The organism is Paracoccaceae bacterium (assembly GCA_033344815.1).
Classification (GTDB): domain Bacteria; phylum Pseudomonadota; class Alphaproteobacteria; order Rhodobacterales; family Rhodobacteraceae; genus Roseobacter.
In genome coordinates, this window is record JAWPMR010000001.1 from 681658 (window position 1) to 705909 (window position 24252).

At 57.0% G+C, this 24252-nt stretch carries 24 protein-coding genes; 14 read left to right on the forward strand and 10 right to left on the reverse strand.

Annotated elements, in window-relative coordinates:
- Positions 1-77: 77 nt before the first annotated feature.
- From R8G34_03245 to rimK, 4 genes are all read left to right on the forward strand, one after another.
- Positions 78-1790 carry a pentapeptide repeat-containing protein gene (locus R8G34_03245; GenBank protein ID MDW3221892.1) on the forward strand — a complete coding sequence of 571 codons (1713 nt, stop codon included), beginning with the start codon at positions 78-80 and terminating at the stop codon, positions 1788-1790.
- A 108-nt stretch (positions 1791-1898) separates the two neighbouring features.
- A complete protein-coding gene (locus R8G34_03250) occupies positions 1899-2795 on the forward strand; it encodes an SPFH domain-containing protein (protein ID MDW3221893.1) in 897 nt (298 codons plus the stop codon).
- Positions 2792-3067 (forward strand): hypothetical protein, encoded by a 276-nt coding sequence (locus tag R8G34_03255; protein ID MDW3221894.1) that lies wholly within the window; start codon positions 2792-2794, stop codon positions 3065-3067. Before R8G34_03250 ends, R8G34_03255 begins: the two co-directional genes overlap by 4 nt.
- Before the next feature lie 100 nt (positions 3068-3167).
- Entirely contained in the window at positions 3168-4547 is a 1380-nt protein-coding gene (gene rimK / locus R8G34_03260; GenBank protein ID MDW3221895.1) for a 30S ribosomal protein S6--L-glutamate ligase, read from the forward strand.
- 42 nt (positions 4548-4589) lie between these two features.
- Here the strand turns inward: rimK and R8G34_03265 are convergent, their stop codons facing one another.
- From R8G34_03265 to R8G34_03275, 3 genes are all read right to left on the reverse strand, one after another.
- Positions 4590-6392: an NAD(P)/FAD-dependent oxidoreductase gene (locus R8G34_03265; GenBank protein MDW3221896.1), complete on the reverse strand. Its 1803-nt coding sequence runs from the start codon at positions 6390-6392 to the stop codon at positions 4590-4592.
- A gap of 1004 nt (positions 6393-7396) precedes the next feature.
- Positions 7397-7879 carry an IS3 family transposase gene (locus R8G34_03270; protein ID MDW3221897.1) on the reverse strand — a complete coding sequence of 161 codons (483 nt, stop codon included), beginning with the start codon at positions 7877-7879 and terminating at the stop codon, positions 7397-7399.
- Between the two features lie 8 nt (positions 7880-7887).
- On the reverse strand, positions 7888-8019 hold the full coding sequence (locus R8G34_03275; GenBank protein MDW3221898.1) for a hypothetical protein: 132 nt from the start codon (positions 8017-8019) through the stop codon (positions 7888-7890).
- A 311-nt stretch (positions 8020-8330) separates the two neighbouring features.
- Here R8G34_03275 and R8G34_03280 point away from each other — a divergent pair, with 311 nt between their 5' ends.
- The 3 genes from R8G34_03280 to R8G34_03290 are packed head-to-tail and all read left to right on the forward strand — an operon-like array spanning position 8331 to position 9636.
- On the forward strand, positions 8331-8693 hold the full coding sequence (locus R8G34_03280; GenBank protein MDW3221899.1) for an SUF system Fe-S cluster assembly protein: 363 nt from the start codon (positions 8331-8333) through the stop codon (positions 8691-8693).
- A gap of 9 nt (positions 8694-8702) precedes the next feature.
- Complete coding sequence (locus R8G34_03285) at positions 8703-9269, forward strand: sugar O-acetyltransferase (GenBank protein ID MDW3221900.1); 567 nt, start codon at positions 8703-8705, stop codon at positions 9267-9269.
- Positions 9270-9291: 22 nt separating this feature from the next.
- Positions 9292-9636 (forward strand): iron-sulfur cluster assembly accessory protein, encoded by a 345-nt coding sequence (locus R8G34_03290; GenBank protein ID MDW3221901.1) that lies wholly within the window; start codon positions 9292-9294, stop codon positions 9634-9636.
- A gap of 3 nt (positions 9637-9639) precedes the next feature.
- On the opposite strand, the gene R8G34_03295 is transcribed toward R8G34_03290, so the two are convergent.
- Positions 9640-10545 carry a 2-oxoglutarate and iron-dependent oxygenase domain-containing protein gene (locus R8G34_03295; protein ID MDW3221902.1) on the reverse strand — a complete coding sequence of 302 codons (906 nt, stop codon included), beginning with the start codon at positions 10543-10545 and terminating at the stop codon, positions 9640-9642.
- 125 nt (positions 10546-10670) lie between these two features.
- On the opposite strand from R8G34_03295, the gene tpiA reads away from it, so the two are divergent.
- On the forward strand, positions 10671-11423 hold the full coding sequence (gene tpiA / locus R8G34_03300; GenBank protein MDW3221903.1) for a triose-phosphate isomerase: 753 nt from the start codon (positions 10671-10673) through the stop codon (positions 11421-11423).
- Between the two features lie 69 nt (positions 11424-11492).
- On the opposite strand, the gene R8G34_03305 is transcribed toward tpiA, so the two are convergent.
- The 5 genes from R8G34_03305 to R8G34_03325 form a co-directional block, all read right to left on the reverse strand.
- Complete coding sequence (locus tag R8G34_03305; protein ID MDW3221904.1) at positions 11493-12872, reverse strand: TRAP transporter large permease; 1380 nt, start codon at positions 12870-12872, stop codon at positions 11493-11495.
- Between the two features lie 3 nt (positions 12873-12875).
- Entirely contained in the window at positions 12876-13556 is a 681-nt protein-coding gene (locus R8G34_03310) for a TRAP transporter small permease (protein MDW3221905.1), read from the reverse strand.
- A 69-nt stretch (positions 13557-13625) separates the two neighbouring features.
- Positions 13626-14627, reverse strand: coding sequence for a DctP family TRAP transporter solute-binding subunit (locus R8G34_03315; GenBank protein ID MDW3221906.1), 1002 nt, complete (start codon positions 14625-14627; stop codon positions 13626-13628).
- A gap of 250 nt (positions 14628-14877) precedes the next feature.
- Positions 14878-16110, reverse strand: a complete 1233-nt coding sequence (locus R8G34_03320; protein ID MDW3221907.1) for a sigma-54 dependent transcriptional regulator — start codon at positions 16108-16110, stop codon at positions 14878-14880.
- A complete protein-coding gene (locus R8G34_03325; GenBank protein MDW3221908.1) occupies positions 16107-17855 on the reverse strand; it encodes an ATP-binding protein in 1749 nt (582 codons plus the stop codon). The genes R8G34_03320 and R8G34_03325 overlap by 4 nt, the downstream gene beginning before the upstream one ends.
- A 60-nt stretch (positions 17856-17915) precedes the next feature.
- Here R8G34_03325 and R8G34_03330 point away from each other — a divergent pair, with 60 nt between their 5' ends.
- Positions 17916-19097: a cytochrome P450 gene (locus R8G34_03330; protein ID MDW3221909.1), complete on the forward strand. Its 1182-nt coding sequence runs from the start codon at positions 17916-17918 to the stop codon at positions 19095-19097.
- Here the strand turns inward: R8G34_03330 and R8G34_03335 are convergent.
- Positions 19092-19553: an Lrp/AsnC family transcriptional regulator gene (locus R8G34_03335; protein ID MDW3221910.1), complete on the reverse strand. Its 462-nt coding sequence runs from the start codon at positions 19551-19553 to the stop codon at positions 19092-19094. The two genes, R8G34_03330 and R8G34_03335, sit on opposite strands and share 6 nt — an antisense overlap.
- A 140-nt stretch (positions 19554-19693) precedes the next feature.
- On the opposite strand from R8G34_03335, the gene cysG reads away from it, so the two are divergent.
- Genes cysG through R8G34_03360 form a run of 5 tightly spaced genes read left to right on the forward strand, consistent with a single transcriptional unit; the run spans position 19694 to position 24199 of the window.
- Positions 19694-21112 carry a siroheme synthase CysG gene (cysG, locus tag R8G34_03340; protein ID MDW3221911.1) on the forward strand — a complete coding sequence of 473 codons (1419 nt, stop codon included), beginning with the start codon at positions 19694-19696 and terminating at the stop codon, positions 21110-21112.
- Positions 21112-21417 (forward strand): DUF2849 domain-containing protein, encoded by a 306-nt coding sequence (locus tag R8G34_03345; protein ID MDW3221912.1) that lies wholly within the window; start codon positions 21112-21114, stop codon positions 21415-21417. The genes cysG and R8G34_03345 overlap by 1 nt, the downstream gene beginning before the upstream one ends.
- Positions 21410-23074 (forward strand): nitrite/sulfite reductase, encoded by a 1665-nt coding sequence (locus R8G34_03350; protein MDW3221913.1) that lies wholly within the window; start codon positions 21410-21412, stop codon positions 23072-23074. Before R8G34_03345 ends, R8G34_03350 begins: the two co-directional genes overlap by 8 nt.
- Entirely contained in the window at positions 23064-23801 is a 738-nt protein-coding gene (locus R8G34_03355) for a phosphoadenylyl-sulfate reductase (protein ID MDW3221914.1), read from the forward strand. Before R8G34_03350 ends, R8G34_03355 begins: the two co-directional genes overlap by 11 nt.
- Positions 23798-24199, forward strand: coding sequence for a DUF934 domain-containing protein (locus tag R8G34_03360; GenBank protein MDW3221915.1), 402 nt, complete (start codon positions 23798-23800; stop codon positions 24197-24199). The genes R8G34_03355 and R8G34_03360 overlap by 4 nt, the downstream gene beginning before the upstream one ends.
- The last annotated feature ends 53 nt before the right edge of the window (positions 24200-24252 follow it).

Genomic DNA, 24252 nt, shown 5'->3' on the forward strand with positions numbered 1-24252 from the left:
TTGGCCGGGATTTCCAAGCCTCTTGATTGCAATGCCCCGCTTCGCCACAGTGAAACAATTGAAGCCAAGGCCATTTAATGACCGATCAGGACCACCTCGACCGCATCAACGCGCTCACCCACAACGCACGCTCCACATGGTTCGCGTTGCTGGCAGCCCTTGTATTTGTCGGCATCACGCTCATGGGCGTGGAGCACATCGATTTCTACGGCGTCGACCGCGCCACGCAACTGCCCTTGGTCAATGTGGAGGTGCCGACGCGGTACTTCTTCGTGGCGGCGCCAATCCTGATTGCGGCGATCTACGGCTACTTTCACCTCTACCTGATCCGCCTCTGGGACGCGCTGGGGGCGGCCCCTGCCCGTATCAACGGCATCCGGCTGGGCGATGCGGTAACCCCCTGGCTGGTCACGGACGCCGCCCTGCACTTTCGCCGCCGGATGCGCCGTGACAATTCCACGACGCCCCGCACGCTGGAAGGGGGCGCGATGCTGCTGAATTTCCTGCTCGCCTGGGGCTTCGGGCTGATCATCCTCTATTTCACCTGGCAGCTTTCAATGCCCGCGCGCACCTTCTGGATGACCGCGATTGCCGCGATCTGTTTTGCCGCCTCGATCATCACCGGTGCCTCCAGCATTGCCATGATGGCCCGCCGCATGCGCCGCCCGGCGGGAAGCGCGCCGCCTGCGCTCTGGGCGACCGGCGGTCAGGTGTTGGGCCTCCTCATCGGTGGGGTGGCTCTGCTCTGGACCAGCCATCAGCAGACCGAAGGGCCCATCACACGCTTGGCGCACCTCGATCTGTCCGGCGAAAATATCGTGGAACGTCCGGCCGGGTGGCTGAGCCACGGTGACGCGCGCGCAGAGTTTCGCGCGGACTGGTGCAGACGCGAGGCTGTGGAAGACTGTAGCGATCTGGGGACTCGCGAAGCAGCTTTTGCCGCTGAATTCGAGCGCCGACGTGACGCAGCCATCGCCGATATGCGCCGCCCCGACTGGCATGTGCCATCTGGACGACCAACGGACATGGATTTTCGAAACGCCATTCTGGCGAACAGTTTTCTCACGGGGGCGAACCTCAGCGAGGCGCAGATGGAGGGGGCGTTCCTCTGGGGCGCGCAGATGGAGGGGGCGTTCCTCTGGGGCGCGCAGATGGAGGGGGCGAACCTCAGCAGCGCGCAGATGGAGGGGGCGGACCTCTGGGGCGCGCAGATGGAGGGGGCGAACCTCAGCAGCGCGCAGATGGAGGGGGCGGACCTCTGGGGCGCGCAGATGGAGGGGGCGGACCTCAGGAGGGCGCAGATGGAGGGGGCGGACCTCAGGAGGGCGCAGATGGAGGGGGCGGACCTCAGGAGGGCGCAGATGGAGCGGGCTATGTTCGATTATACGAGATTGACAGGAGTCAAAACGGCGTACATCCATTTACAAGAAACAAACCTGAGCATGAGCACAAACCATGGCGGCATGCTCAGGTTTGTTGATCTGACCGGTGCTGACTTTGACGGCGGCACCGATTTCAGAAACGCCTTTCTCGACGGCAGTGTGCGCATGACAGATGCGTTTCGCCAACAGATGGGTGACCCGTGCCAATGGCATGACGATGTTATCGAAGATGACGAAATCTTCTATGGAAGGTGGCGCGGTTGGATTGAGGTCGGACCATTCAACACCTACGCGCTGCAGATTTGGGAATCGATCGCTCCGGAAGGCTTCGAAGGCGTAGAAGCGATTGAGCCAGATCAAGGCTGCACTTGGAAAACCGGACCAATGCCGGACACCGACACCCAATAGGATCGCAGGTTGTCGCTAACCATGATCGGCAAATACCGCGTCATAACTTGCATTCCCGCGCCACCACGCTCAAATTAGAAGTCCCCCCTCACGAAAGGACGTCCACGCGTGGAAATTGAAACCTTCATCCTGTCCCTGATCGAAAACTCACTGGTGTTTTTGCTGCTGGCTGCCCTGTTGATCGTTCTGGTGGTCAAGGCGGTGAAAATCGTGCCGCAATCAGAGAAATACGTGATTGAGCGTTTTGGACGCCTGCGCGCCGTGCTGGGGCCGGGGATCAACCTGATCGTGCCCTTCATCGACCGCGTGGCCCATGAAATTTCCATTCTGGAGCGGCAATTGCCCAATGCCAGTCAGGATGCGATCACCAAGGATAACGTGCTGGTGCAGGTGGAAACATCCGTTTTCTATCGCATCACGGAGCCTGAGCGCACCGTCTACCGCATCCGCGATGTAGACGCGGCGATTGCCACAACGGTCGCTGGCATTGTGCGTGCAGAAATCGGCAAGATGGATCTGGATGAAGTGCAATCCAATCGCTCGCAGCTGATCACGACCATCAAGGCCCTGGTCGAAAGTCAGGTAGATGACTGGGGCATCGAAGTTACGCGCGCCGAAATCCTTGACGTGAACCTCGATCAGGCAACGCGCGATGCGATGTTGCAGCAGCTCAACGCGGAACGCGCGCGCCGCGCACAAGTGACAGAGGCCGAAGGGTCCAAACGCGCCGTGGAACTGGCCGCAGATGCGGAGCTCTATGCTTCCGAGCAAAACGCAAAGGCCCGCCGGATCCTGGCGGATGCCGAGGCCTATGCCACGCAGGTCGTGGCCCATGCGATCAACGAAAACGGCCTTGAAGCGGCGCAGTATCAGATCGCGCTGAAACAGGTGGATGCGTTGAACGCACTTGGCGCGGGCGATGGTAAGCAGACCATATTGGTCCCGGCGCAGGCGATTGAGGCCTTTGGCGACGCGTTCAAGTTGCTGAAGGGGCGCGTCACATGAGCGAACTGCTTGACCTTTGGTGGGTCTGGATGGCGGCGGCCCTGCTGATGGGTTTGATCGAAGTGCTGGTGCCCGGATTCATCTTTCTGGGCTTTGCGCTCGGAGCCGTGGCCATGGCCGGTCTTGTGCTGGTGGCACCGGGGTTCAGCCCTGCCGCGTTGCTCGCCATTTTCGCGGGCTTGTCTTTGCTTGCGTGGATCCTTCTGCGCCTTGCCTTTCGCTCGCAATCCAGTGGCGCGCGCATTGTGCATGAGGATGTGAACGACAATTGAACCACGCTACAGCAGGGGTGCACCACCTCTGGTGACGCAAGTGGTTGAGATCACCCGGCCCACCTGTTACCCCAAAGGCTGGGCATTTGGGGGGTAGCGCATGGAAAAGCTGACTTTTGGCTGGGAAGAATGGATTTCATTGCCGGATCTTGGGCTGCCCGCGATCAAGGCCAAGGTAGACACCGGCGCGCGCACATCTGCCCTGCATGCTCATGACATCGAAGTTTTTGGTCCGGCGAAAAACCCCAAAGTTCGGTTTAACATTCACCCGATTGCCGGGCGCGATGACGTGTCGATTACCTGCTCGGCTCCTTTGGTGGACCGGCGCGAAATCACTTCATCAAACGGTGAAACCGAACAACGATTTGTGATTTCCACAACGCTTTCTGTTGGGGACGAAAAGTGGCCGATTGAAATCACCTTGACCAATCGCGGGGCCATGTCGTCTCGCATGCTGCTGGGACGTCAGGCGCTGAATGATCACATCTCGATCTCGCCAACTGAAAAGCGGCTGCAACCGGACCTCAGCTATGACGTCTACCACACCTCCGCTCTGAAAAGCCGCGCGCCCAAACGTTCGCTGCGCATTGCCGTCTTGAGCCGGGAGGACAACTATTCCACGCGCCGTTTGGTCGAGGTGGGCGAGGCCCGCGGTCATTCAGTTGAAGTTATTGACACAACACGTTGTTATATGGCGATAAATGCGATGGCACCGGAAGTGTATTATGACGGCAAGCGGTTGCCGCGCTATGACGCGGTAATCCCGCGCATTGGCGCCTCCATCACGCCTTATGGCACCGCCGTTATCCGCCAGTTTGAAACCATTGGCACCTATTGTGTGAACGGATCTGCCGGCATCACCGCCTCGCGGGATAAACTGCATGCGCATCAGGTTCTGGCCTCCAAAAAAATCGGGATGCCCACTACTGCCTTTGCGGCTTCGCCCAAGGACACCTCCAACCTCATGGGTCTGGTCGGCACCGCACCTGTGATCGTGAAACTGCTGGAGTCCACGCAAGGCAAAGGGGTCGTTCTGGCCGAAACCAAAAAGGCCGCTGAATCCGTGATCGACGCCTTTCGCGGGCTCAAAGCCAACTTCCTGGTGCAGGATTTCGTCAAGGAAGCCGCAGGCGAAGACATTCGATGCCTTGTCATCGCAGGCAAGGTCGTCGCCGCCATGAAACGCACGGGTGCGGAGGGCGATTTCCGCTCCAACTTGCACCGAGGCGGGTCGGCAAAAGTGGTCCGGATCACCAAAGAAGAACGCGAGACTGCGGTGCGCGCCGCCCGCGCCTTCAGCTTGGGCAAGGCGGGCGTGGATCTGTTGCGTTCTGAGGCTGGCCCTAAAGTGCTGGAAGTGAATTCCTCGCCGGGCTTTGAGGGTATCGAAAAGGCAACAAACAAAGACATTGTCGGCAAGCTCTATGATGAAATAGAGACGCGCGTACGCCCGCAACCCTCTCGCAAACGGCGCGCTTGAAACGGCGTAGAGCGCGCGGATCAGACCCGCGCGCTCCGTGTTTTATCGACCCAAATGGTGCGTTTCCTGCAATCCGTAGACCGGGCCATCCAACCCTTCCATCCGCGCTTTGATCTGCAGCGACAGGAATTGCGAATAATGCCGTGATTGGTGCAGGTTACCACCATGGAACCAGAGCGCGTCCTGCTGCGTCGGCTTCCACATGTTGCGCTGCTCGCCTTCCCAAGGCCCGGGGTCTTTGGGCGTGTCTGAGCCAAGTCCCCAGACTTTGCCAACCTTATCCGCCGTGTCCTGATCAATGATGTCAGCAACCCATCCGTTCATCGATCCATAACCGGTTGCATAGACGATCACATCCGCGTCCAGTTTGGTGCCATCATCCAGAACCAAACCGTCCTCGACGATTTCTGTCACCTGCCCATGCGCCAATTTGATCTTGCCATCAATCACCAACTGGCTGGCACCCACATCAATGTAATACCCCGACCCGCGCCGCAGGTATTTCATGAACAACCCGGAGTTGTCCGCACCCCAATCCAGCCGAAATCCTGCCTTTTCAAGACCCGCGTAGAAATCGGCATCGACTTCCTTGATCTTCTCATAGACCGGGATCTGGAACTCGTGCAAAATCTTATAGGGCAGTGAGGCAAAAATCAGATCCGCCTTGTTGGTGGTCATCCCGGCCTCGACCGCGCGTTCCGAATAAAGATCACCCAGACCGATTTCCATTAAAGGTTCAGAGCGTACGATATGGGTTGTCGAGCGCTGCACCATTGTGACATCCACACCTGCCTCCCAAAGGGCCGCCGAGATGTCGTGGGCGGAGTTATTTGACCCCACCACCACGGCCTTTTTACCCACATAGGCATCGGGTCCGGGGTGTTTGCTGGAATGGTGCTGATCCCCTTTGAAACTGTCCATCCCAGGCAATTCAGGCATATTGGCCTTGCCGGACATGCCGGATGCAAACACCAGCTGCTTGGGTTTCAACGTCACCTTTTCGCCGTCCCGATCCACGGTCACGGTCCATTCCTTGGTCGCCTCGTCATAAGTGGCCGTCTCGACCGTGGAACGCGTCCAGTAATTCAACTCCATGATCTTTGTGTACATCTCCAGCCAATCGCCGATTTTGTCCTTGGGCGCAAAGACCGGCCAGTTGGGCGGGAACGGCAGATATGGCAGATGGTCATACCAGACCGGATCATGCAGGCAGAGCGATTTATACCGGTTGCGCCAACTATCCCCGGCGCGTTCGTTTTTCTCGACAATGATGGTGGGAACACCCAGTTGGCGCAGACGCGCACCCAGCGCGATACCGCCCTGCCCGCCACCGATGATCACAGTGTAGGGTTGCGTTTCAAACCCAAGTTCAGCGCGCTCCTTCTCAAGCTCTTCAGCCCAGTTCAAACGACCCTTGCCGGCCCCGTGTTTGGCTCCGAGCGGACGTTCATACCCGAGAGGCTCCTCATAACCTTTCAATTCGACCATGGTCGTCAACAGCGTCCAGATCAGCCCATCCTTGAGGCGCAGCATGCCATAACCCCGCGCCACAGCGGTCTCAAAGCTGATCCAGGCCGTTGTGATCCCGCCCTCTTCCGTCGCCACTTCGCCGTCCGCTATTTTCCAGCTTGTTGGCTTGGTCGTCGCGAGTTGTGCCGACAGCATGTCGCGCACCTGGTCAGGGCCTTCCATGGTTTTGATGTTCCATGTAAATGTAACCAGATCTCGCCAATAGCAATCGGCTTGGAACATCGCAACTGCGGCATCAATATCATCCTTTTCAAGCGCAGCGCCAAAAGTATCGAGAAACTCAGTGACTTGGTCGTTGATTGTCGTGTCTAGCATTATCCACCTCCCGTCAGATTGATGCCACTGTGCCAGAGTTACGGCGGCCAGGCGACCTATTCCTTAGGATGATTGTCCAAGGCAGTTCCCGGTCTGCCACGCGACAAGAAACGACCCGGAAATTTGCCCTTCGGAGTGAAACCGTACGGCAGCCGTTGCGGCTCATCATTTGGCTTATTTCCAGACGCTTGTCTCGGGAAAGACCTCTCTTCGAACCATTGCCCCAGAGTTGAAACGAACCGTTCCGCAATTCAAAAGCCAGCCGCGACACAAGCGATCGAAGCGAAGTCCTGCTGTGATCAGCCAAACACCTGCCATTATACATCAGGAAACTGTCGTTCCACGCGAAAGACGCCGCGTGGTAACCCGTTCCGGTTCGCAAGCACGCTGCATCTCCTCCTGGTTGCTTGTTTTAACATCTGGCCCGCCAAGAAACGGCGCGTCTTCAATGTAGTAGAACACCAGAAAACGCACCAATCGGAAGTTCCCCGCAGAAGAAAGCGGGTGCCGCCTAAAAAAATGTTTTCATCAAGCGAGATGGCAAAATCGCCGATTGGATGGGTGTCTTGCAAAACCACCCTGAATCTGTCCCCAGAGCGGCATGAAGCGGCATGTGTAACCTTTTTCTCTCAGAGCCGCTGAAGTGCTTCAAACCTGCCTCCATACCGCCTCAAAGCCGCTTTCAAACGATGCTCAAGGCGCAATTTTGCAGGATTTTGCGTCCTAAACCGCGAGTTGAGCGTCCCGGTCTGTTTCAGACTTCCCGGAACTTGACGGCCAGACGGCCGGTTACTCATCTCAGTTAGGAAACTTTTCAACAAAGTTTATTGATGCAGCTTCGGTGGTGAATGGCTTCAACCGCTGCGGTCTTGAGAAACGATGGTGTCGGGAGAACTGAAGCCCGGGTGGTGATGAACTTCGCAACTCAGGAAAGAGAGGCTAAGTCGCTTGGTAGCCCTGATATCGTTGGCAGCTTCGTATCCCACATTGTGGCGGATATTGGATTAAACACAGAACCCGGCCTCCAGTGTATTCGTGACACGCCACGCCAGCAGCTTGCGCCTGTGCCAGTCCAAAATCGCAACCAGATACAGAAAGTCCCTGCGCATTGGCAGATGGATGATATCAGCGCACCAGACCTGATTGGGTCGATCAACGCGCAACCCGCGCAGTAAGTAGGGGTAAATCTTGTGTCCCTTTGCAGCCTTGCTGGGAGTTGGCTTTTGGTAGATCGGCATGAGACCCATTAGCCGCATCTGGCGTCTGATCCGCTTCTTATTAACGCGGTTACAGTCATTGCGCAGGTGCCATGTCATCTGGCGCACGCCGTAAAACGGCGTTTCTAAGAACTGCTGGTCGATTAGGCGCATCAGACCGAGGTTCATCTCGCTTTCGCCTTTCGGCTCGTAGAAAAAGAGTGATCGCGAGATGGACAGCAACGCAAATTGTTTACCGACTGACAAACCTTTGAGGTTCGGCTCAATCATCTTGCGCCTCACTTACCGGTCCAGGGTTTGAGCTTTCCGGCCAAAAAATCATTGGTCACGGCCAACTTCCAGATCTTGGCGTGCAGGTCTTTGACCTGCTCTTCGGCCACTTCCTGCGATCTATGGCATGTAATGGTCAACGCATATCATTTCGAAAGCAGAGGAGAAGATGCTCTGCAAAGTAAGCATTCTGTGCATGCCGCGTTGACGCATATTCGGTCGATTTTTCTACCTTCTCGTAAATACGAGCTGCCTCCGTCGCTACTACCGGCTGATCCGGGTTCTCCTCCAAGAAATTAGTGCTTTGATAAATTCTGAAGGTGGCATTGTTGAAATCGGAGACCGCTGATGTCTTGGCACTTCCACCTCTTCACAATACAGACACCCCGCCCCTTTACCCCCCGCACACCAAACCTTATATAAACACTAAGGAACACAATTGAGGCTATCAATGGACAACACATCCGAACCGTTAGAAGGCGCGCCGCTGATCGCACCCTCAACCACTGATCACCCGCTGTATGAGCAGGTCGTTGAGGCCTGTCGTTCGGTGTATGACCCCGAAATACCGGTCAATATCTATGAATTAGGCTTGATCTATACCGTTGATATCAATGAGCAAAGCGAAGTCGCAATCAAGATGTCACTGACGGCACCTGGCTGCCCTGTCGCCGGTGAAATGCCAGGTTGGGTTGCTGATGCAGTTGAGCCCATCGCGGGCGTGAAACAAGTGGATGTGGAACTCGTATGGGAACCACCCTGGGGTATGGACATGATGTCGGACGAGGCGCGTCTAGAGCTTGGCTTCATGTAACTCGCCTCCATGAAAACCGAAAAACAAAAGATGATTGCCGGTGAGTTATACCGGGCTGGTGATCCGGAACTGGTGAGGGATCGCGCCAGAAGTCAGGACCTTCAACGACAATACAATGCAACCATCGTGTCCGATGCTTTGGATCGTAAATCCATTTTGAATCAGTGGCTTGGAAGTCGAGGTTCATCTGGATCTATCCGTACACCATTTTACGTTGATTACGGCTACAACATCCACCTGGGGGACGACGTGTTCTTCAACTATGGATGCGTATTGCTTGACGGCTGCGCCATCCACATCGGGGACAAAACGCAAGTGGGGCCGATGGTGCAAATCCTCACAGCCGACCATCCCCGCAACGCTGAAGACCGCGACGCCGGGCTGGAGTTCAGCCAGGAGATTCACATTGGGCGCAACGTCTGGATTGGTGGTGGTGCAATGATCCTGCCGGGTGTGACAATCGGCGATGACGCAATTATCGGTGCCGGTTCAATTGTGACGCGGGATGTGGCAGCGGGTGCAACGGTTGCAGGAAATCCGGCGCGCGTCCTTGTTCCACGCAGCGATATTGCCTAAATTAACGTCAAAGGAGACTTCCATGTTTGGCATTCCCGGCAAGCAAGCCGTTACATTGACCCCAAAAGCGGCGTCTCAGGTATCAAAGCTCATGACCTCTGCCGGCCATGCCGGGCTGCGCATTGGCGTCAAAAAAGGCGGCTGTGCGGGCATGGAATACACGATGGAATACGTTGAGGAGACCGATCCCAACGATGAGGTGGTCGAACAGGACGGCGCCCGTGTCATGATCGCCCCGATGGCGCAAATGTTTCTGTTTGGCACAGAAATCGACTATGAAACCTCACTGCTGGAAAGCGGGTTCAAGTTTCGCAACCCCAATGTGACCGAGGCCTGTGGGTGTGGCGAGTCGATCAAGTTCGGCTGATCACTACGTCCGCTGCAAATGCACATAAGTCTCGGAAAAGCGCCGGGACAAATGGTCCCCTGCTAGCAGAACCTCACCTGTGCCGCGCGGCGCAATGTTCGTGTCATAAGATGGATTGAAGAACAAAGGTATCGAGATGCGTTCGCGATCTGTGCCAATCACGCGGTGTGGCGTGGCCTTCACCAAACCGTCCGTCCAAATCTCCATCATCTCGCCGAAATTGATCACAAACTCACCCGGCGGCGCAGAGACAGGGATCCAGCCGCCGCTCCTTTTACGCACTTCAAGCCCCGCATTCCCATCCGTGGCCAGCAGGGTGAGGCACCCGTAATCCGTGTGGGTTGCAATCCCAAAATCACGTTCCGTCGCCCAAGAGGGTCGCGCCGGATAATAGTTGCCGCGTAACAGCGCCATCGGCGTTTCAAACGACGGGTCGAAATAATCATCAGGTGCGTCAATTGCGCGGGCGATTCCCCGCAAAACCACCATCGCGACACCGCGTGCATGATCATAATAACGCTCAATGTCGCGCTGGAATTCGGGCAAGCCGTGGGGCCACTGGTTTGGCGCATAAACAGGAAGATCACTGCGCGGGTCCTCAGCAGGCAGGGTAAAACCACTGTCGAAAAACTGTTTGAAGTCCGGGTTTGCGTTGGGGTCGACTTGTTCGGAACCCGACGCGCCCCAACCCCGGTTTGCCCCGGTTTTCGCCATGTCGATGGATGCCTTATCTGCCTCGGGCAACAAAAAAAACCTGCGATACTGCGCCAAGACGTCCTGCATGCGGGCGGGCGTCAAAGCGGTATTGAACACTGTGAAAAATCCGATGCCAGTGGCAGCCTCACGCAATTGCGCAAGTGTTTGCGCATCACCCGCAGCCAGTAGTGCCGCATCTAATCTGGGGATCATAGCTGTCTCCAACGTCCTCGTTTGTGCCAGTGCCATAGCGCGCCAGCCTGTGCAAGCGATGCGCGCTGATTGCCGCCAGCCAGTCTGGCTGTTACCACAGGGGCAAATCAACACAGGAGCGTTTCATGCGGCGGAAAATGGCAGCGGGCAATTGGAAAATGAACGGTACTCAGGATAGCCTTGGCGTGCTGGATAGCCTTAGCACGGCGCATGGTGATCACCCCTGTGACATCGTGATCTGCCCCCCGCATCCGCTGCTGATTCCTGCCGCGACACGCTGCAGCGATGGGCCCGTTTCAATTGGGGCGCAAGATTGCCACGCAGCAGCCAAAGGTGCGTTCACAGGCGATATCAGCGCCGGAATGATTGCTGATACCGGCGCGGGCCATGTGATTGTGGGGCATTCCGAACGGCGTGAGGCCTACGGCGACACCGACGCACAGGTGCGATCCAAGGCCGAAGCAATACAAGCAGCTGGTTTGATCGCGATTGTCTGCATCGGGGAAAGCCTGGCACAACGCGAGGCCGGCGCGGCACTGCCCGTGCTCAAGGCACAACTCGCAGGCTCCGTGCCCGCAGGCAGCAAGGGTGCCAATCTGGTGGTGGCCTATGAGCCGATCTGGGCCATTGGCACCGGCAAGATCCCGACGCTTGAGCAGATCGGCGAGGTTCATGGCGTCTTGCGCGCTGAACTCGTCGCACGCTTTGGAGCGCAAGGTGATGCGATCCGCTTGCTTTATGGCGGGTCGGTCAAACCTGGCAATGCAGCCGAGATATTTGGTACCCCGAATGTGGATGGTGCCCTGGTTGGTGGCGCCAGCCTCAAAGCAGAGGATTTCTCACCAATCATCGACGCGCTGGCTCAAAGCCAAGAGTAAGTTCTTTTGGCCGCAAATACTCCGGGGGAGGCCGCACGGCCGGGGGCAGCGCCCCCAACCACGCGATGCTTACTTGATGATGATTTCAGGCCCCATCACCAGCGTTGGCAACCATGTCGAAATGATCGGGATGTAGGTCACCATGATCAGGAACACAAAAAGCACCGCCGTAAACGGCAGCGCCGCCTTGACCACTGACATCATTGGCATGTTGGCCACACCCGAGGTCACAAAGAGGTTCAGACCCACAGGCGGTGTGATCATCCCGATCTCCATGTTTACCACCATGATGATACCAAGGTGAATGGGATCAATGCCCAGTTCAATGGCAATCGGGAACACCAACGGCGCGACAATCACCAGCAGGCCCGAGGGCTCCATAAACTGGCCGCCAATCAACAGGATGACGTTGACGATCACCAAAAAGATGATCGGCCCGAACCCTGCATCCAGCATCGCGGAGGCAATCTGCTGGGGGATCTGCTCATCGGTCAGCACGTGTTTCAGGATCAGCGCATTGGCGATGATGAACATCAGTGTCACAGTCAGTTTGCCCGCTTCAAACAGGGTGTTCTTGGTATCACGGTGAAAGAAGGCGGTGATCAATGCGATGGGCTTGCGCATCAACGTGAGATTTTGCTCCGCGTCGCCTTTGACATGCAAGGGTCCCATATCCCGGTAAACGAAACTCGCAATGAAGAAGGCATAGACCGCAGCCACAGCGGCGGCCTCCGTCGGCGTGAAAATACCGCCATAAATACCGCCCAGAATGATCACGATCAGAAACAGGCCCCAACCAGCCTCGCGCCCCGCCTCAAAGACTTCGCCCCAGCCGCGCCACTCACCCTTGGGCAGATCACGAACACGGGCGATGATGTAAATAGTGATCATCAGCATGGAGCCTGCCATGACGCCCGGAATGACCCCGGCCAGAAACATGCGCCCCACTGAGACATCTGTGGCAGACGCGTAGACCACCATGACAATGGAGGGCGGGATCAGGATGCCGAGCGTCCCTGCATTGGCGATCACGCCTGCTGCAAAATCCTTGGTATATCCGACCTGACGCATGCCTGCGATCACGATGGAACCGATCGCAACCACCGTGGCAGGTGACGACCCCGACAGTGCAGCAAAAAGCATACAGGCAAAGACACCTGCGATCGCCAGGCCACCGGGAAAATGCCCCACCAAAGCGATGGAAAATCGGATGATGCGCCGGGCCACACCGCCCGTTGACATAAAGCTGGAGGCGAGGATGAAAAACGGAATGGCGAGCAGGGTATAATGCCCCGCCATCGCCTGAAACAAGGTCTGAGCAATGGAGGCCAAGGATGTATCACTGAGCACCAGAAGGAACACGATCGAGGACATGCCAAGGCTGATCGCGATTGGCACGCCAACCAGCATCAGGCCCACTACCATGGAAAAAAGGACTGCTACTTCCATGGGTTAATTCCCTTTGTTCATGTGTTTGACCGCTTCCACTTCGTCTTCGGCTTCATGGCTGACGATCAGGCTTGTGGTCTCGCCCCGTGCAAGCCGAAGAGTGGCCTGAATGAAGCGAAAGAGCAGCAGGGCAATGCCGAAAGGCAACATCGCATAGGGGATAAACCGTGGAATTTTTTCATAGGCTTCGCCTTGATTGAAGATCGGCTCGATCCAGCGCAGCCACTCCGGTATGGGGATGTCGACGACTTCATACCAGGCTTGATCCCGGCTGTTTTCAAACCCCGTGGGGAACCAGCGTCCGGAGGTTGCATCAAGCCCCGCAAAAGGCGCCCAGTAATCCCAGGCGCCCTTCAGCACAAGTGCTGCGTAGCACAGGCAGATGGATGCCGCAAAAAGCGCCAGAATGCGTCGGGTGGGCGCTGAGAAGAGGTTGATCACCGCATCCACACCCAGATGGGCAGTGACCTTGACGCAATAACTGACACCAAACAGTACCAGCCAGGCAAATAGAAACGTCACCGCTTCCAAACCCCAGATAATGCCGGTGTTGAAGCCATAGCGCAGAACCACATTGATGAATGTGAGAAGGGTCATTAATCCGAGGATCAGTGCAATTGCCGTCTCCTCAATCTCGTTCACGATCCGACCCAGAACCGTTTCCGCCTCATAGGAATGCGCCATGCGCCCCCCTCCCCCTATATGGTCCCGCCGGCCCACGGAATGCGGGCCGGCGGGCATATCGCTTGTACTTTAGAAGCCGGCGTTGATCGCCTGAGCCGCGTCGATGTTCTCCTGACCGACGTCGTCCTTGAACTGCTCCCAGACCGGCTTCATGGTCGCGACCCATTCGGCGCGCCCAGCATCGTCCAATTGACGTACCACACCGCCCGCCGCGATGATTTCGGCCTTTGCCTGATCATTCACAGCAGTGGATTCAGCGTTTCGCACTTCGGTCACTTCGGTAATGATCGTTGCGAGCTGGTCGCGGACATCAGCATCCAGCGCATCCCACCAATCGGTGGATGTCACGACCATATAGTCAATGATCCCGTGGTTGGTTTCGGTGATCCCGTCCTGAACTTCAAAGAACTTCTGACCATAGATGTTGGACCACGTGTTCTCCTGCCCGTCCACAACGCCGGTTTGCAGCGCACCGTAGACTTCGGAAAACGCCATCGGCTGGGGTGAACCACCTAGTGCCGCCATCTGCGCCTTCAGCACGTCAGAGTTTTGGACACGGAATTTCAGACCATTGGCATCGGACGGGCTGTTGAGCGGCACATTTGCCGACATCTGTTTCATGCCGTTGTGCCAGAATGCCAATCCCAAAAGACCACGACGGGTCATGGATTCCTTCATCGCCTGACCAGTTTCAGAGACCTGAAACGCGTCAACCGCCTCGATGTTCTTGAACATGAAAGGCAGATCAAAGATGCGGAACACTTTGGTAAATTGTTCAAATTTGGACAGTGAGGGCGCCGCCAGTTGCACGTCGCCCTGAAGCAAGGCCTCGAGCACCTGATCATCATTGTACAGTGTTGAATTCGGGAAGACTTCGAGACAAGCCTTGCCATTCATTTCTTCATTCACCCGCGTTTGTAAAAGAGACGCGGCAATGCCCTTGGGGTGGCGGTCAGTGTTGGTCACATGGCTGAACTTGATAACGATCTCTCCATCGTCGCAGGCTGCAGCCACAGCTGAGGCGCTGACAGTCAGGGTCAACGCCGTAAGGGCAGCGGTCATAATCTTCATGAGGTTTCCTCCCAGAAACGTTTATTTTTGATCTTTCACCGGGCACCGCAAGAAACGATGCGCTGCCTTGTATAAAATAGCCGTAACCTCCCAAGCGCAAGGCTTATGAAAATTCAGGCCAAAAAAACCACTTTCTTGTTATTAATCATTACTATATCGGAATTTCTTTATGTATTTTTTTTCGTCAAAAATCCCGACCATGTGCGATCGACCACACGAAGGATGTGAACTTTGTGCGAAAATCCGCACATTAATCATTGCGATAAGATTCAGCTCGAATCCCATATCGCGTCAACTTGTCATAGAATGTCTTGCGGGGCAGTTTGAGCGCTTCTGCGGCAATCACAGCCCGACCCTGCGCCCGCCGCAGGGCTTGTTCCAGCAGACTTTGTTCGACCTGTGCCATCTGCTCGGACAAGCCCAAACTTGCATCTGGCCCCGCTTGTTCGATCAGGCCAAGGGCGAACCTCATCGCCTCTGACATCAGCGCCCGCGCATTGCCAGGCCAGTCGCGCGCCATCAGCCCTGCGACCACCTGAGGTGTGATTTCGGGCGCACTCAAACCGGCCTGCTCGCTGGCCTGTTCGACATAATGGCGAAACAGGATCGGAATATCTTCGGGACGCTCAGAAAGCGACGGGATGCGCACGGGCGTTACTTCAAGCCGGTAGTAGAGTTCAGAGTTAAGTTCGCCCATTGCGACACTGGCCTCCAAATCACGGTTGGATCCGGCAATGACGCGAGTCTGCAATCCCGTTTCCAGTGCTTCCAGCAGGCTCAATTGGGCTTGCGGTGGCATCTGGGTGATTTCATCAATGAACAGACTTCCGGTTTTGGCACCAAACAGGGCCTCGGATAAATCTGAGACCTCCAACGCGGCAGCAGCCCGTTTGACAAAAGGGGCTTTGGACCGCGGCGAACACAAATGGATGACTTCTGCGACCTTGGAGATCCCAGTACCAGGGGCACCTGTCACCAGCACTTCAGTGTCGGCCCCGGCCACCCGTCGGACGCGGGTTCGCAATCCTTCAGCAAGCTGTGACGCCCCAAACAGCATCCGCGCTGCCGGGTCGCCCGCCGCAATCATGGCTCGTAATGAACGATTGTCCAAAACCAGACGACGGGTTTTCAATGCACGTTCCAATACGGCCAGCAAATCCGCCGGGGCGCAGGGTTTTTCAAGAAAATCGAACGCGCCCTGCCCGACCGCTTTCATTGCCGTCGGGATATCACCCTCCCCGGTCAACAAAATTACCGGAAGATCCGCATCCTGCTCGCGCGCGTAAGACAGCAAATGAAACCCATCCCGTCCGGGCATCCGTAAATCCGATAGAATGACGCCATCAAAATCCGCTGTGATCAATTCCTTTGCCGCCACAAAAGACGCTGCCGGGGTCGGCTCCAGATCCGCCAATTCCAGCGTTTGGGCGAGTGCGTCGCGCACGGCCGCATCATCATCAACCAGAAGTACTTTTTTGCTCATGCCGCTTCCTGTGCCGCCCACGGCTGAATTTCAACGCTGAAGAGTGCGCCAGGATCACAATTACGTACTCGAATTTCGCCGCCAAAACTCTGCATGATGCCGTAAGAAATCGACAGTCCAAGCCCCATGCCTTCGGATGCGCCGACCTCTTTGGTCGAATAAAAAGGGTCAAATACTTTCTCGGGATCGCTTACCCCCGGCCCTGTGTCGCGGATATGAATACAAACAGGCGCGCCTGGTGCAATCATGATCGACAGTTCGCGCGTCTCGCTTTGCCCCATCGCATCAAGTGCATTGGTCATCAGGTTTCCAAATACCTGACCAAGCCTGACTTCGCCGCCGCGCACCCAGATCGGCGCATCCGCGGGCTCATACAACAAACGCACCTGCATCTCGGCGGCGCGCGCGCTGATCATATCGACCGCGCTGTCCAAGATGGCGATCAGATCAACGCGCGCGACCGGTTCGCTTTGTTGGGTGGAAAAGGCGCGCAGGTTTTTGATGATGCGCCCCATGCGGCGGGCCATGTCCGAAATCCGGGAAAGGTTCTGTGTCGCGCGCTCCGGCTGGTCACGCTCTAAAAATTGCCCCGCGTTTTCGGCAAAGGACCGGATCGCCATCAAAGGTTGGTTCAATTCGTGACTGATGCCTGCGCTCATCTTGCCCAGAGCGCTGAGTTTGCTGGCTTGCAGCAAATCGGCCTGCGCGCGTGCAAGCGCGGTTTCCGCCTCCTGCCTTTCGGCGACTTCCTGACGCAGTGCTGTATTGATTTCGGACAGCGCGGCAGTACGTCTGGCCACACGATCCTCCAATTGTGCATTTGCACGCGCGAGAGTGCGCCGTCGTTCAGTCGCCAGAAACAGCATCGCGCCGAACGCCAGACACAGGGCCGCGACAACCGTGGCCTGCAATTTGGCCAATTGCCGTGCCGGCGTCACATCCAGCAACACCTCGCCAGTCAACCCGATCACCGGGAGATGGCGCACCAGATGCAACGCATTGGTGGGCAGGTATGGTCCCCACCCGAGTTGCCAGATCTCATGCCCGCCGGTTTCGTAACTGGCAAATGAAGGTGCCTCTCCATTCGTCGGCCGCAATCCCGGCCCCTCAGTGGCGCGTTGCCACAGGATCAACTCCGAACGGTTGGTCACGAACACCCGTCCACGTTCATCGGTAAAGAAAACGGCCCGCAAACCACCACGCCATGCATCTTCGATCCCATCCATGCCTACCGCGACAGTAACAACGCCCTGCACCTTTCCATCGCCCCCAAAAGCCGGAGCGGCATAGTAAAAGGCGCGTGGGGCAAGCGGCAGTGACACGCCATGCCCCCACCCTAACGCCCCGCTGCGCGCACGCCTGAAGTAATCCGTCTGGTTCAAATTCGGGATCGTCTGTTCCCGCGCGGACGCCAGAACTTGCCCCTTTAAGTCAACGAACATCACGTCTAGCGCATCTGCCTTGTCAGCGGCTTCCAAAAACAGCGTCTGTGCATCTTCAACCCCGCGCCCCTCCGCCAGGGCGGAGATGTAGGGATGATCCGCCAGAAAAACTGCCAACTCGCGAAAACGTTGTAATTGCCCGATGAGCCGGTCACTCGCCAAGGCGAGATCGCTTTGTCCTTGCTGTTTCAATTGGTCGAGCGCTTGCAAGTAGGCATAGCGCCAAACACCCACGGACATCACCGTCACAGCGCTCAGAAAAACGCAGATCACAAGGGCACGGTGCAAAAATCCTTTGGACATGAAAAATAGTCTATGCCCGGCCCCTTGCCTTGACCAGTGGTTCGCGTCTTAAAGAGCGCCATGAGAACGCTCAATCAGTCGCCGCTCGATCCGGATTTTGTGCAAAACCCCTATGCGCTCTACGCGCAGGTTTTGGCCCAGGACCCTGTGCAGTTTTGGCAAGACTACGACATGATGGCCGTTTTTGACGCAGCAACCGTGCACCGACTGTTGCGGGATCGCCGTCTGGGACGCACTGCGCCACGAGATCAGCAAACCAGCGTGCCAGATCACTTGCGGGACTTTGACGCGGTGGAACGTCACTCGATGTTGGATATGGAGCCGCCCACGCATACCCGCTTGCGCGGTTTGGTATTGCGTGCGTTTACCTCGCGGCGGGTCAAAGCGTTGGCCCCTGACATCGACGACATATGCGATGACCTTCTGGCAGCATTCCCGTGTGGTTCCTTTGACCTGATCCCGGCATTTTGTACCGCCTTGCCCGTCCGGGTAATCGCGCGACTGTTGGGGGTACCCGAGGAGATGGGTGACCAACTGTTGCGCTGGTCCAATGCGATGGTGGCGATGTATCAGGCCAGCCGTACGCATGACACCGAAGTCGCCGCCAATACCGCTGCTCGCGCATTTGCCGCGTTCCTGTCGGGTTACATCGAAGAACGGCGCGCGGACCCGCGCGATGATCTGATCACGCAGTTGATTGCCGCAGAAGAAGACGGCGAAAAGCTCAGCAAAGAAGAAATGATCGGCAACTGCGTGTTGCTCTTGAACGCCGGGCATGAGGCGACGGTGCATACCATGGGCAATGCGGTGATGGCTCTGCTGGAAAACCAAACGCCCCGCTCCGCTCTTGAACCAGGCGCAATTGCGGCCACCGTCGAGGAGGTGCTGCGGTATGATCCGCCGCTGCATATGTTCACACGCTTCGCTTACGCCGACATCGAGGTGGGCGGATATGTCCTGAAAAAGGGCGAACAGGTCGCCTTGATGTTGGGGGCCGTAGGGCGCGATCCTTCACGTTTTGATCACCCCGACCGGTTTGATCCGTTTCGCGCACCTGCCCAGCATGCCGCATTTGGCGGTGGTTTGCATTTCTGCGTGGGCGCGCCGCTGGCCCGGCTTGAACTACAGATCGGCTTGCAACGATTGTTTGCCCACGCGCCCCGCCTCAGTTTGGTCGAGGCCCCTCAGTTTACAAATACCTATCATTTCCATGGCTTGGGTCAGTTGATTGTGACGCTATAGCGGGAGCATGGTGGTTGATTTGATCTCCTCCATGGACAAAAGCGCTGTCACATTATGCACGCGCACTTCGGAAATCAGCGCCTGATAGAAAGCGTCATAAGCGCGCGCATTCTTCACCCGCACTTTAAGAATATAATCGATATCTCCGGCCAATCGATGGGCTTCCTGCACTTCGGGCCTGTCGCGCAGCGCCTTGAGAAAGGCCGCTTGCCATTCAGCTTCATGGGCGGAGGTACGGATCAGAACGAAGAAACATGCCTCAAACCCCAAGGCCTCCGCATCAAGTAAAACTGTTTGCTGCCGGATCACACCCGCATCACGCAATTTTCGAATCCGGTTCCACACAGGCGTCTTGGAAGAGCCGATCCGCGCGGCAATTTCATCCAAAGACTGGCTGGCATCACGTTGCAACTCGCCAAGAATTTTCCTGTCTACATCGTCGATACGAACGCTCATCCTGCTTTGTCCCTATATGTGGTCCATTATTCCATTTTTCACCCTAATTAGAACAAGTGTCCTTATCAACACATGTACCTAGCAAATAACTGGGAATATTTCCTATATTAAGGACAGGTATTTCTGAAAGGCCGAGACCCATGGACCATTTCCCGATCTTCCTGCGCGTACATGGTCGCCGTATCGTGGTCTCTGGTGGTGGTGAGGCCGCACTGGCCAAATTGCGCCTGCTGATGAAGAGCACGGGACATATCACCGTGTTTAGCACCGATGCTGCGCAAGAAATCATGCAGTGGGCGGATCAAGGCAAATTGACTTTGGTACAACGGGCAATGGCACCGGGTGATACCGTTTGTGCCGCCCTGTTTTACGCCGCTGATGAGGACGCCCAGGAAGATGCCCGCACCTCCATGATTGCGCGGGCCGACGGCGCACTGGTGAATATTGTCGACAATCTTCAGGACAGTCAGTTCATCACACCGGCGATTGTGGACCGTGATCCCGTCACCATTGCGATCGGAACCGAAGGCGCGGCGCCGGTGCTGGCCCGCGCGATCAAAGCCGATCTGGAAACCCGCCTGCCCGCCGCGCTCGGACCGCTGGCGCGTATCGGCAAGACGTTTCGCAAAGCCGCTAATGCGCTGCCCTTTGGCCGTGCGCGCCGCGATTTCTGGCGTGAGTATTACTTCAAAGCTGGCCCCGCAGCGATCACCGGCGGCGAGGATGGCGTGAACGAAGCGCTGGATCATTTGCTGAGCGATCATCTGGATCGCAAGTCGCGTCCCGGCCATGTGCACTTCGTCGGCGGCGGTCCCGGTGATCCGGATCTGTTGACCATGAAGGCCCGCCGCGTGCTCGATGAAGCTGATGTGGTGATCTATGACCGTTTGATCAGCAAGCCCATTCTTGAATTAGCCCGTCGCGAGGCGGTGATGATTGATGCGGGCAAGGAGGGGTTTGGCCCCTCGATGAAGCAGGAAGACATAAACGCCCTGATCGTGGAACACGGGTTGGCAGGTGCGCAGGTCGTACGGTTGAAATCTGGCGATGCGACGGTTTTCGGACGTCTGGATGAAGAAATCGATGCCGTAGATGCCCATAACATCGGCTGGAGTATCGTCCCCGGCATCACGTCGGCGTCGGCTGCTGTTGCCGAGATCGGGCAGAGCCTGACCAAACGTGGGCGCAATGCGTCTGTCAGGTTCCTGACCGGACATGACACAAAGGGGTTTGCGGATCACGACTGGGCCACACTCGCACAACCCGGACAGGTGGCTGCCATCTACATGGGCAAGAAATCAGCGCGATTCATCCAAGGACGTCTGATCATGCACGGCGCGGACCGCCACACCCCGGTCACCGTGATCGAAAATGCCTCGCGCCCTGAACAGCGCATTCTGGACACCACGCTGGATGCGCTGCCCGCCGCCCTGTCCGCCGCCGACATGTCTGGCCCCGCGCTGACGTTTTATGGCCTCGCACCGCGCGAAGCCGCTGCAGCACGTTTGCACGAAGCCGATCCCTATTCTCCCCCCATGCACTCACAGGAGGCGCTCTGATGCCCCGCGCATTTACCCCCAAAGTCGTGACCGCCAACGCCTTGCTTGAAGGCGACGTCATCTATCAGACCGTCTCTGGTTGGAGCCGTAATCTGGAGGAGGCGGAAGTCCTGACCGATGAGGCAGATGCAGACCTGCGTCTGATCGATGCCTCCCAGCAACAGGAATTGGTGGTCGGCGTGTACCTGGCTGATGTCGACATCAGCGGCGCAGCCCCCAAACCCACACATTTTCGCGAAGACTTCCGCGCACGCGGCCCGTCCAACTACGCCCATGGCAAACAAGAGGTGAAAGCACATGTATAATTACACCGACTTTGACACCGCCTTTATCAAAGAGCGCAATGCACAGTTCCGCTCGCAAGTTGAACGTCGTATTGACGGATCACTCACCGAGGATGAATTCAAGCCGCTGCGCCTGATGAATGGTCTGTATCTGCAATTGCACGCCTACATGCTGCGCGTCGCGATTCCCTATGGCACGCTGAACAGCCGCCAGATGCATGTGCTCGCAGATATCGCGGACAAGTGGGACAAGGGTTATGGCCATTTCACCACGCGCCAGAATATTCAATACAACTGGCCCGAGCTGCGCGATGTGCCTGACATGCTCGATGCATTAGGTGAGGTGCAGATGCATGCGATCCAGACCTCGGGCAACACCATTCGCAACGTGACGGCGGACCATTTCGCCGGGGCTGCCGCCGACGAAATCGCCGATCCGCGCCCGGTTGCGGAATTGATCCGACAATGGTCCACGGATCATCCAGAATTCCAGTTTCTGCCACGGAAATTCAAGGTGGCTGTGACCGGATCGCAAAATGATCGTGCTGTGACAAAGGCGCATGATATCGGCCTGCGCATGGTGGAACGCGACGGTGCTACAGGTTTCGAGGTCATTGTCGGTGGGGGTCTTGGCCGCACGCCAATGATCGGCAAAGTGTTGCGGGATTTCCTGCCGCGCGAAGACCTGTTGCCCTATCTTGAGGCCATCGTCAGCGTCTACAACCTGCTGGGCCGGCGCGACAATAAATACAAAGCGCGGATCAAAATCACCGTGCATGAGAATGGCCTGGAAGACTTTGGTGCGCGCGTCGAGGAGCGTTTTGCCCTGATCCGTCCGCAATTCGGCGGTGTCGATCAGCAGATGCTGGCCGGTATCGAATCCGATTTCGCCGCGCCTGAATTTCGCAGTGCAGCGACACAGGACTACGAAGATGCGCGCCAACACTATCCGGCGTTTCGCAGTTGGGCGGATACAAACCTGTCCGAGCACCGCGCCCCGGGTTATGCCATCGTCACCATCAGCCTCAAGGCACATGGCGCAACGCCGGGGGATGCCACATCAGCTCAGATGCGCCTGATGGCCGATCTGGCGAAACGTTATGGGCATGATGAGTTACGCATCAGCCACGAACAGAACGTGATTTTGCCGCATGTTCACAAGAACGACCTGCCCTCAATCTACTCGGCGCTGCGTGCAGCGGGTCTGGGCACGGCGAACATTGGTCTGATTTCGGACATCATCGCCTGCCCGGGCATGGATTACTGCGCGCTGGCGACCGCCCGGTCGATCCCGATTGCACAGGAAATTGCGACACGCTTTGATGAGCTGAAGATTGAGCATGACGTTGGCCCGCTGAAGATCAAGATTTCGGGTTGTATCAATGCCTGCGGCCACCACCATGTGGGTCATATTGGTATTCTCGGTTTGGACCGTGCGGGTGTCGAAAGCTATCAGATCACTCTGGGCGGTGACGGCACAGAAAACGCCGCGATCGGGGAACGTGCTGGTCCCGGTTTTTCCGCAGATGACATCATCCCGGCGATCGAACGTCTGGTCATGGCCTATCTGGATCTGCGTTCTGAACCTGCGGAGACATTTCTGGACACCTACCGCCGGTTGGGTCTGGCCCCCTTCAAGGCCGCGCTGTATCCAGAGGCCCGGGCCAATGCCGCTTGATCGCGCACCCCAATCGCATCTGAGCACACAGGTGGCGCAGCTGAATGATCAGCTCCGCCATCACAGTGCGACGGATGTGCTGCGCGTGGCCTTGAGCGAAGTGCCCGATCTGGCGCTGGTGTCGAGCTTTGGCGCGGAATCGGTCGCTTTGTTGCACCTGACAGCCATGGTGGACCGCGATGTGCCTGTGTTGTTTATCGACACGGAAATGCTGTTCACGCAAACACTTGTCTATCAGCAGGAGGTTGCTGAACGCCTCGGCTTGCGCAATCTGCGCATTCTGCGAAATGAGAACAATGCCTCCCGTGATCCGCATGGCACGCTGCACCAGAGGTATGCAGACGCCTGTTGTGCCCTGCGCAAAACGCAGCCTTTGCAAAACGCACTGGCCTCCCATGGCGGTTGGATCACCGGGCGCAAACGGTTCCAGTCGGGCAAAAGGGCTGAATTGGAATTCTTTGAGGTCGAGGCAGGCACCGACCGCATCAAGGTCAATCCGCTTGCCTATTGGCAACCCGGCGATGTGGCCGATTACATCGCTGAAAACCGCCTGCCGCGTCATCCGATGGTCGCTCAAGGCTACCCCTCCATTGGCTGTGCGCCCTGCACCTCCCCTGTCGCTGCGGGCGAAGACACGCGCGCAGGCCGCTGGCGCAACACAGAAAAAGACGAATGTGGCATCCACTTCGTCAATGGTAAAATGATCCGCACAGGAGCCTCCGTATGAGCATTCTCGTCAAAGACACCGGTTTCACTCAAGACGACTGGGTTGAGCCTTTCATCACGCTGGAGGCGGCCAATGATGCAACCGCTTTGGACGTACCCTCAGATACAGACCCGGCCGATATCCCGCTGTGCGAAGGGCTGCATATGATCCGCGTCGATTTCCCATCCTCCGCCGATGGGCGCGGCTTTACGATTGCGCAACAATTGCGGCTGCGCGGGTTTACGGGCCGGTTGCGCGCACGCGGCCATGTCCTGGCAGATCAATACGCCATGGCGCGCAGGTCTGGCTTTGATGAGGTCGAAATCTCGGAGGAACTCGCCGCGCGCCAACCCCAGGATCAATGGCAATTCCGTTCCAACTGGAAGGATCACAACTATCAGTCCCGCTTACGCGGCTGATTGACACCTTTCCCCCATCCATATTTCTTTCTAAAAGGGAAACGCAGGTGTAA

Coding starts and splice junctions, on each gene's coding strand:
- R8G34_03245 (MDW3221892.1), top strand. CDS start 78: ATGACCGATCAGGACCACCTCGACCGCATCAACGCGCTCACCCACAAC.
- R8G34_03255 (MDW3221894.1), top strand. CDS start 2,792: ATGAGCGAACTGCTTGACCTTTGGTGGGTCTGGATGGCGGCGGCCCTG.
- rimK (MDW3221895.1), top strand. CDS start 3,168: ATGGAAAAGCTGACTTTTGGCTGGGAAGAATGGATTTCATTGCCGGAT.
- R8G34_03265 (MDW3221896.1), bottom strand. CDS start 6,392: ATGCTAGACACGACAATCAACGACCAAGTCACTGAGTTTCTCGATACT.
- R8G34_03270 (MDW3221897.1), bottom strand. CDS start 7,879: ATGATTGAGCCGAACCTCAAAGGTTTGTCAGTCGGTAAACAATTTGCG.
- R8G34_03280 (MDW3221899.1), top strand. CDS start 8,331: ATGGACAACACATCCGAACCGTTAGAAGGCGCGCCGCTGATCGCACCC.
- R8G34_03285 (MDW3221900.1), top strand. CDS start 8,703: ATGAAAACCGAAAAACAAAAGATGATTGCCGGTGAGTTATACCGGGCT.
- R8G34_03290 (MDW3221901.1), top strand. CDS start 9,292: ATGTTTGGCATTCCCGGCAAGCAAGCCGTTACATTGACCCCAAAAGCG.
- R8G34_03295 (MDW3221902.1), bottom strand. CDS start 10,545: ATGATCCCCAGATTAGATGCGGCACTACTGGCTGCGGGTGATGCGCAA.
- tpiA (MDW3221903.1), top strand. CDS start 10,671: ATGCGGCGGAAAATGGCAGCGGGCAATTGGAAAATGAACGGTACTCAG.
- R8G34_03305 (MDW3221904.1), bottom strand. CDS start 12,872: ATGGAAGTAGCAGTCCTTTTTTCCATGGTAGTGGGCCTGATGCTGGTT.
- R8G34_03310 (MDW3221905.1), bottom strand. CDS start 13,556: ATGGCGCATTCCTATGAGGCGGAAACGGTTCTGGGTCGGATCGTGAAC.
- R8G34_03315 (MDW3221906.1), bottom strand. CDS start 14,627: ATGAAGATTATGACCGCTGCCCTTACGGCGTTGACCCTGACTGTCAGC.
- R8G34_03320 (MDW3221907.1), bottom strand. CDS start 16,110: ATGAGCAAAAAAGTACTTCTGGTTGATGATGATGCGGCCGTGCGCGAC.
- R8G34_03325 (MDW3221908.1), bottom strand. CDS start 17,855: ATGTCCAAAGGATTTTTGCACCGTGCCCTTGTGATCTGCGTTTTTCTG.
- R8G34_03330 (MDW3221909.1), top strand. CDS start 17,916: ATGAGAACGCTCAATCAGTCGCCGCTCGATCCGGATTTTGTGCAAAAC.
- R8G34_03335 (MDW3221910.1), bottom strand. CDS start 19,553: ATGAGCGTTCGTATCGACGATGTAGACAGGAAAATTCTTGGCGAGTTG.
- cysG (MDW3221911.1), top strand. CDS start 19,694: ATGGACCATTTCCCGATCTTCCTGCGCGTACATGGTCGCCGTATCGTG.
- R8G34_03345 (MDW3221912.1), top strand. CDS start 21,112: ATGCCCCGCGCATTTACCCCCAAAGTCGTGACCGCCAACGCCTTGCTT.
- R8G34_03350 (MDW3221913.1), top strand. CDS start 21,410: ATGTATAATTACACCGACTTTGACACCGCCTTTATCAAAGAGCGCAAT.
- R8G34_03355 (MDW3221914.1), top strand. CDS start 23,064: ATGCCGCTTGATCGCGCACCCCAATCGCATCTGAGCACACAGGTGGCG.
- R8G34_03360 (MDW3221915.1), top strand. CDS start 23,798: ATGAGCATTCTCGTCAAAGACACCGGTTTCACTCAAGACGACTGGGTT.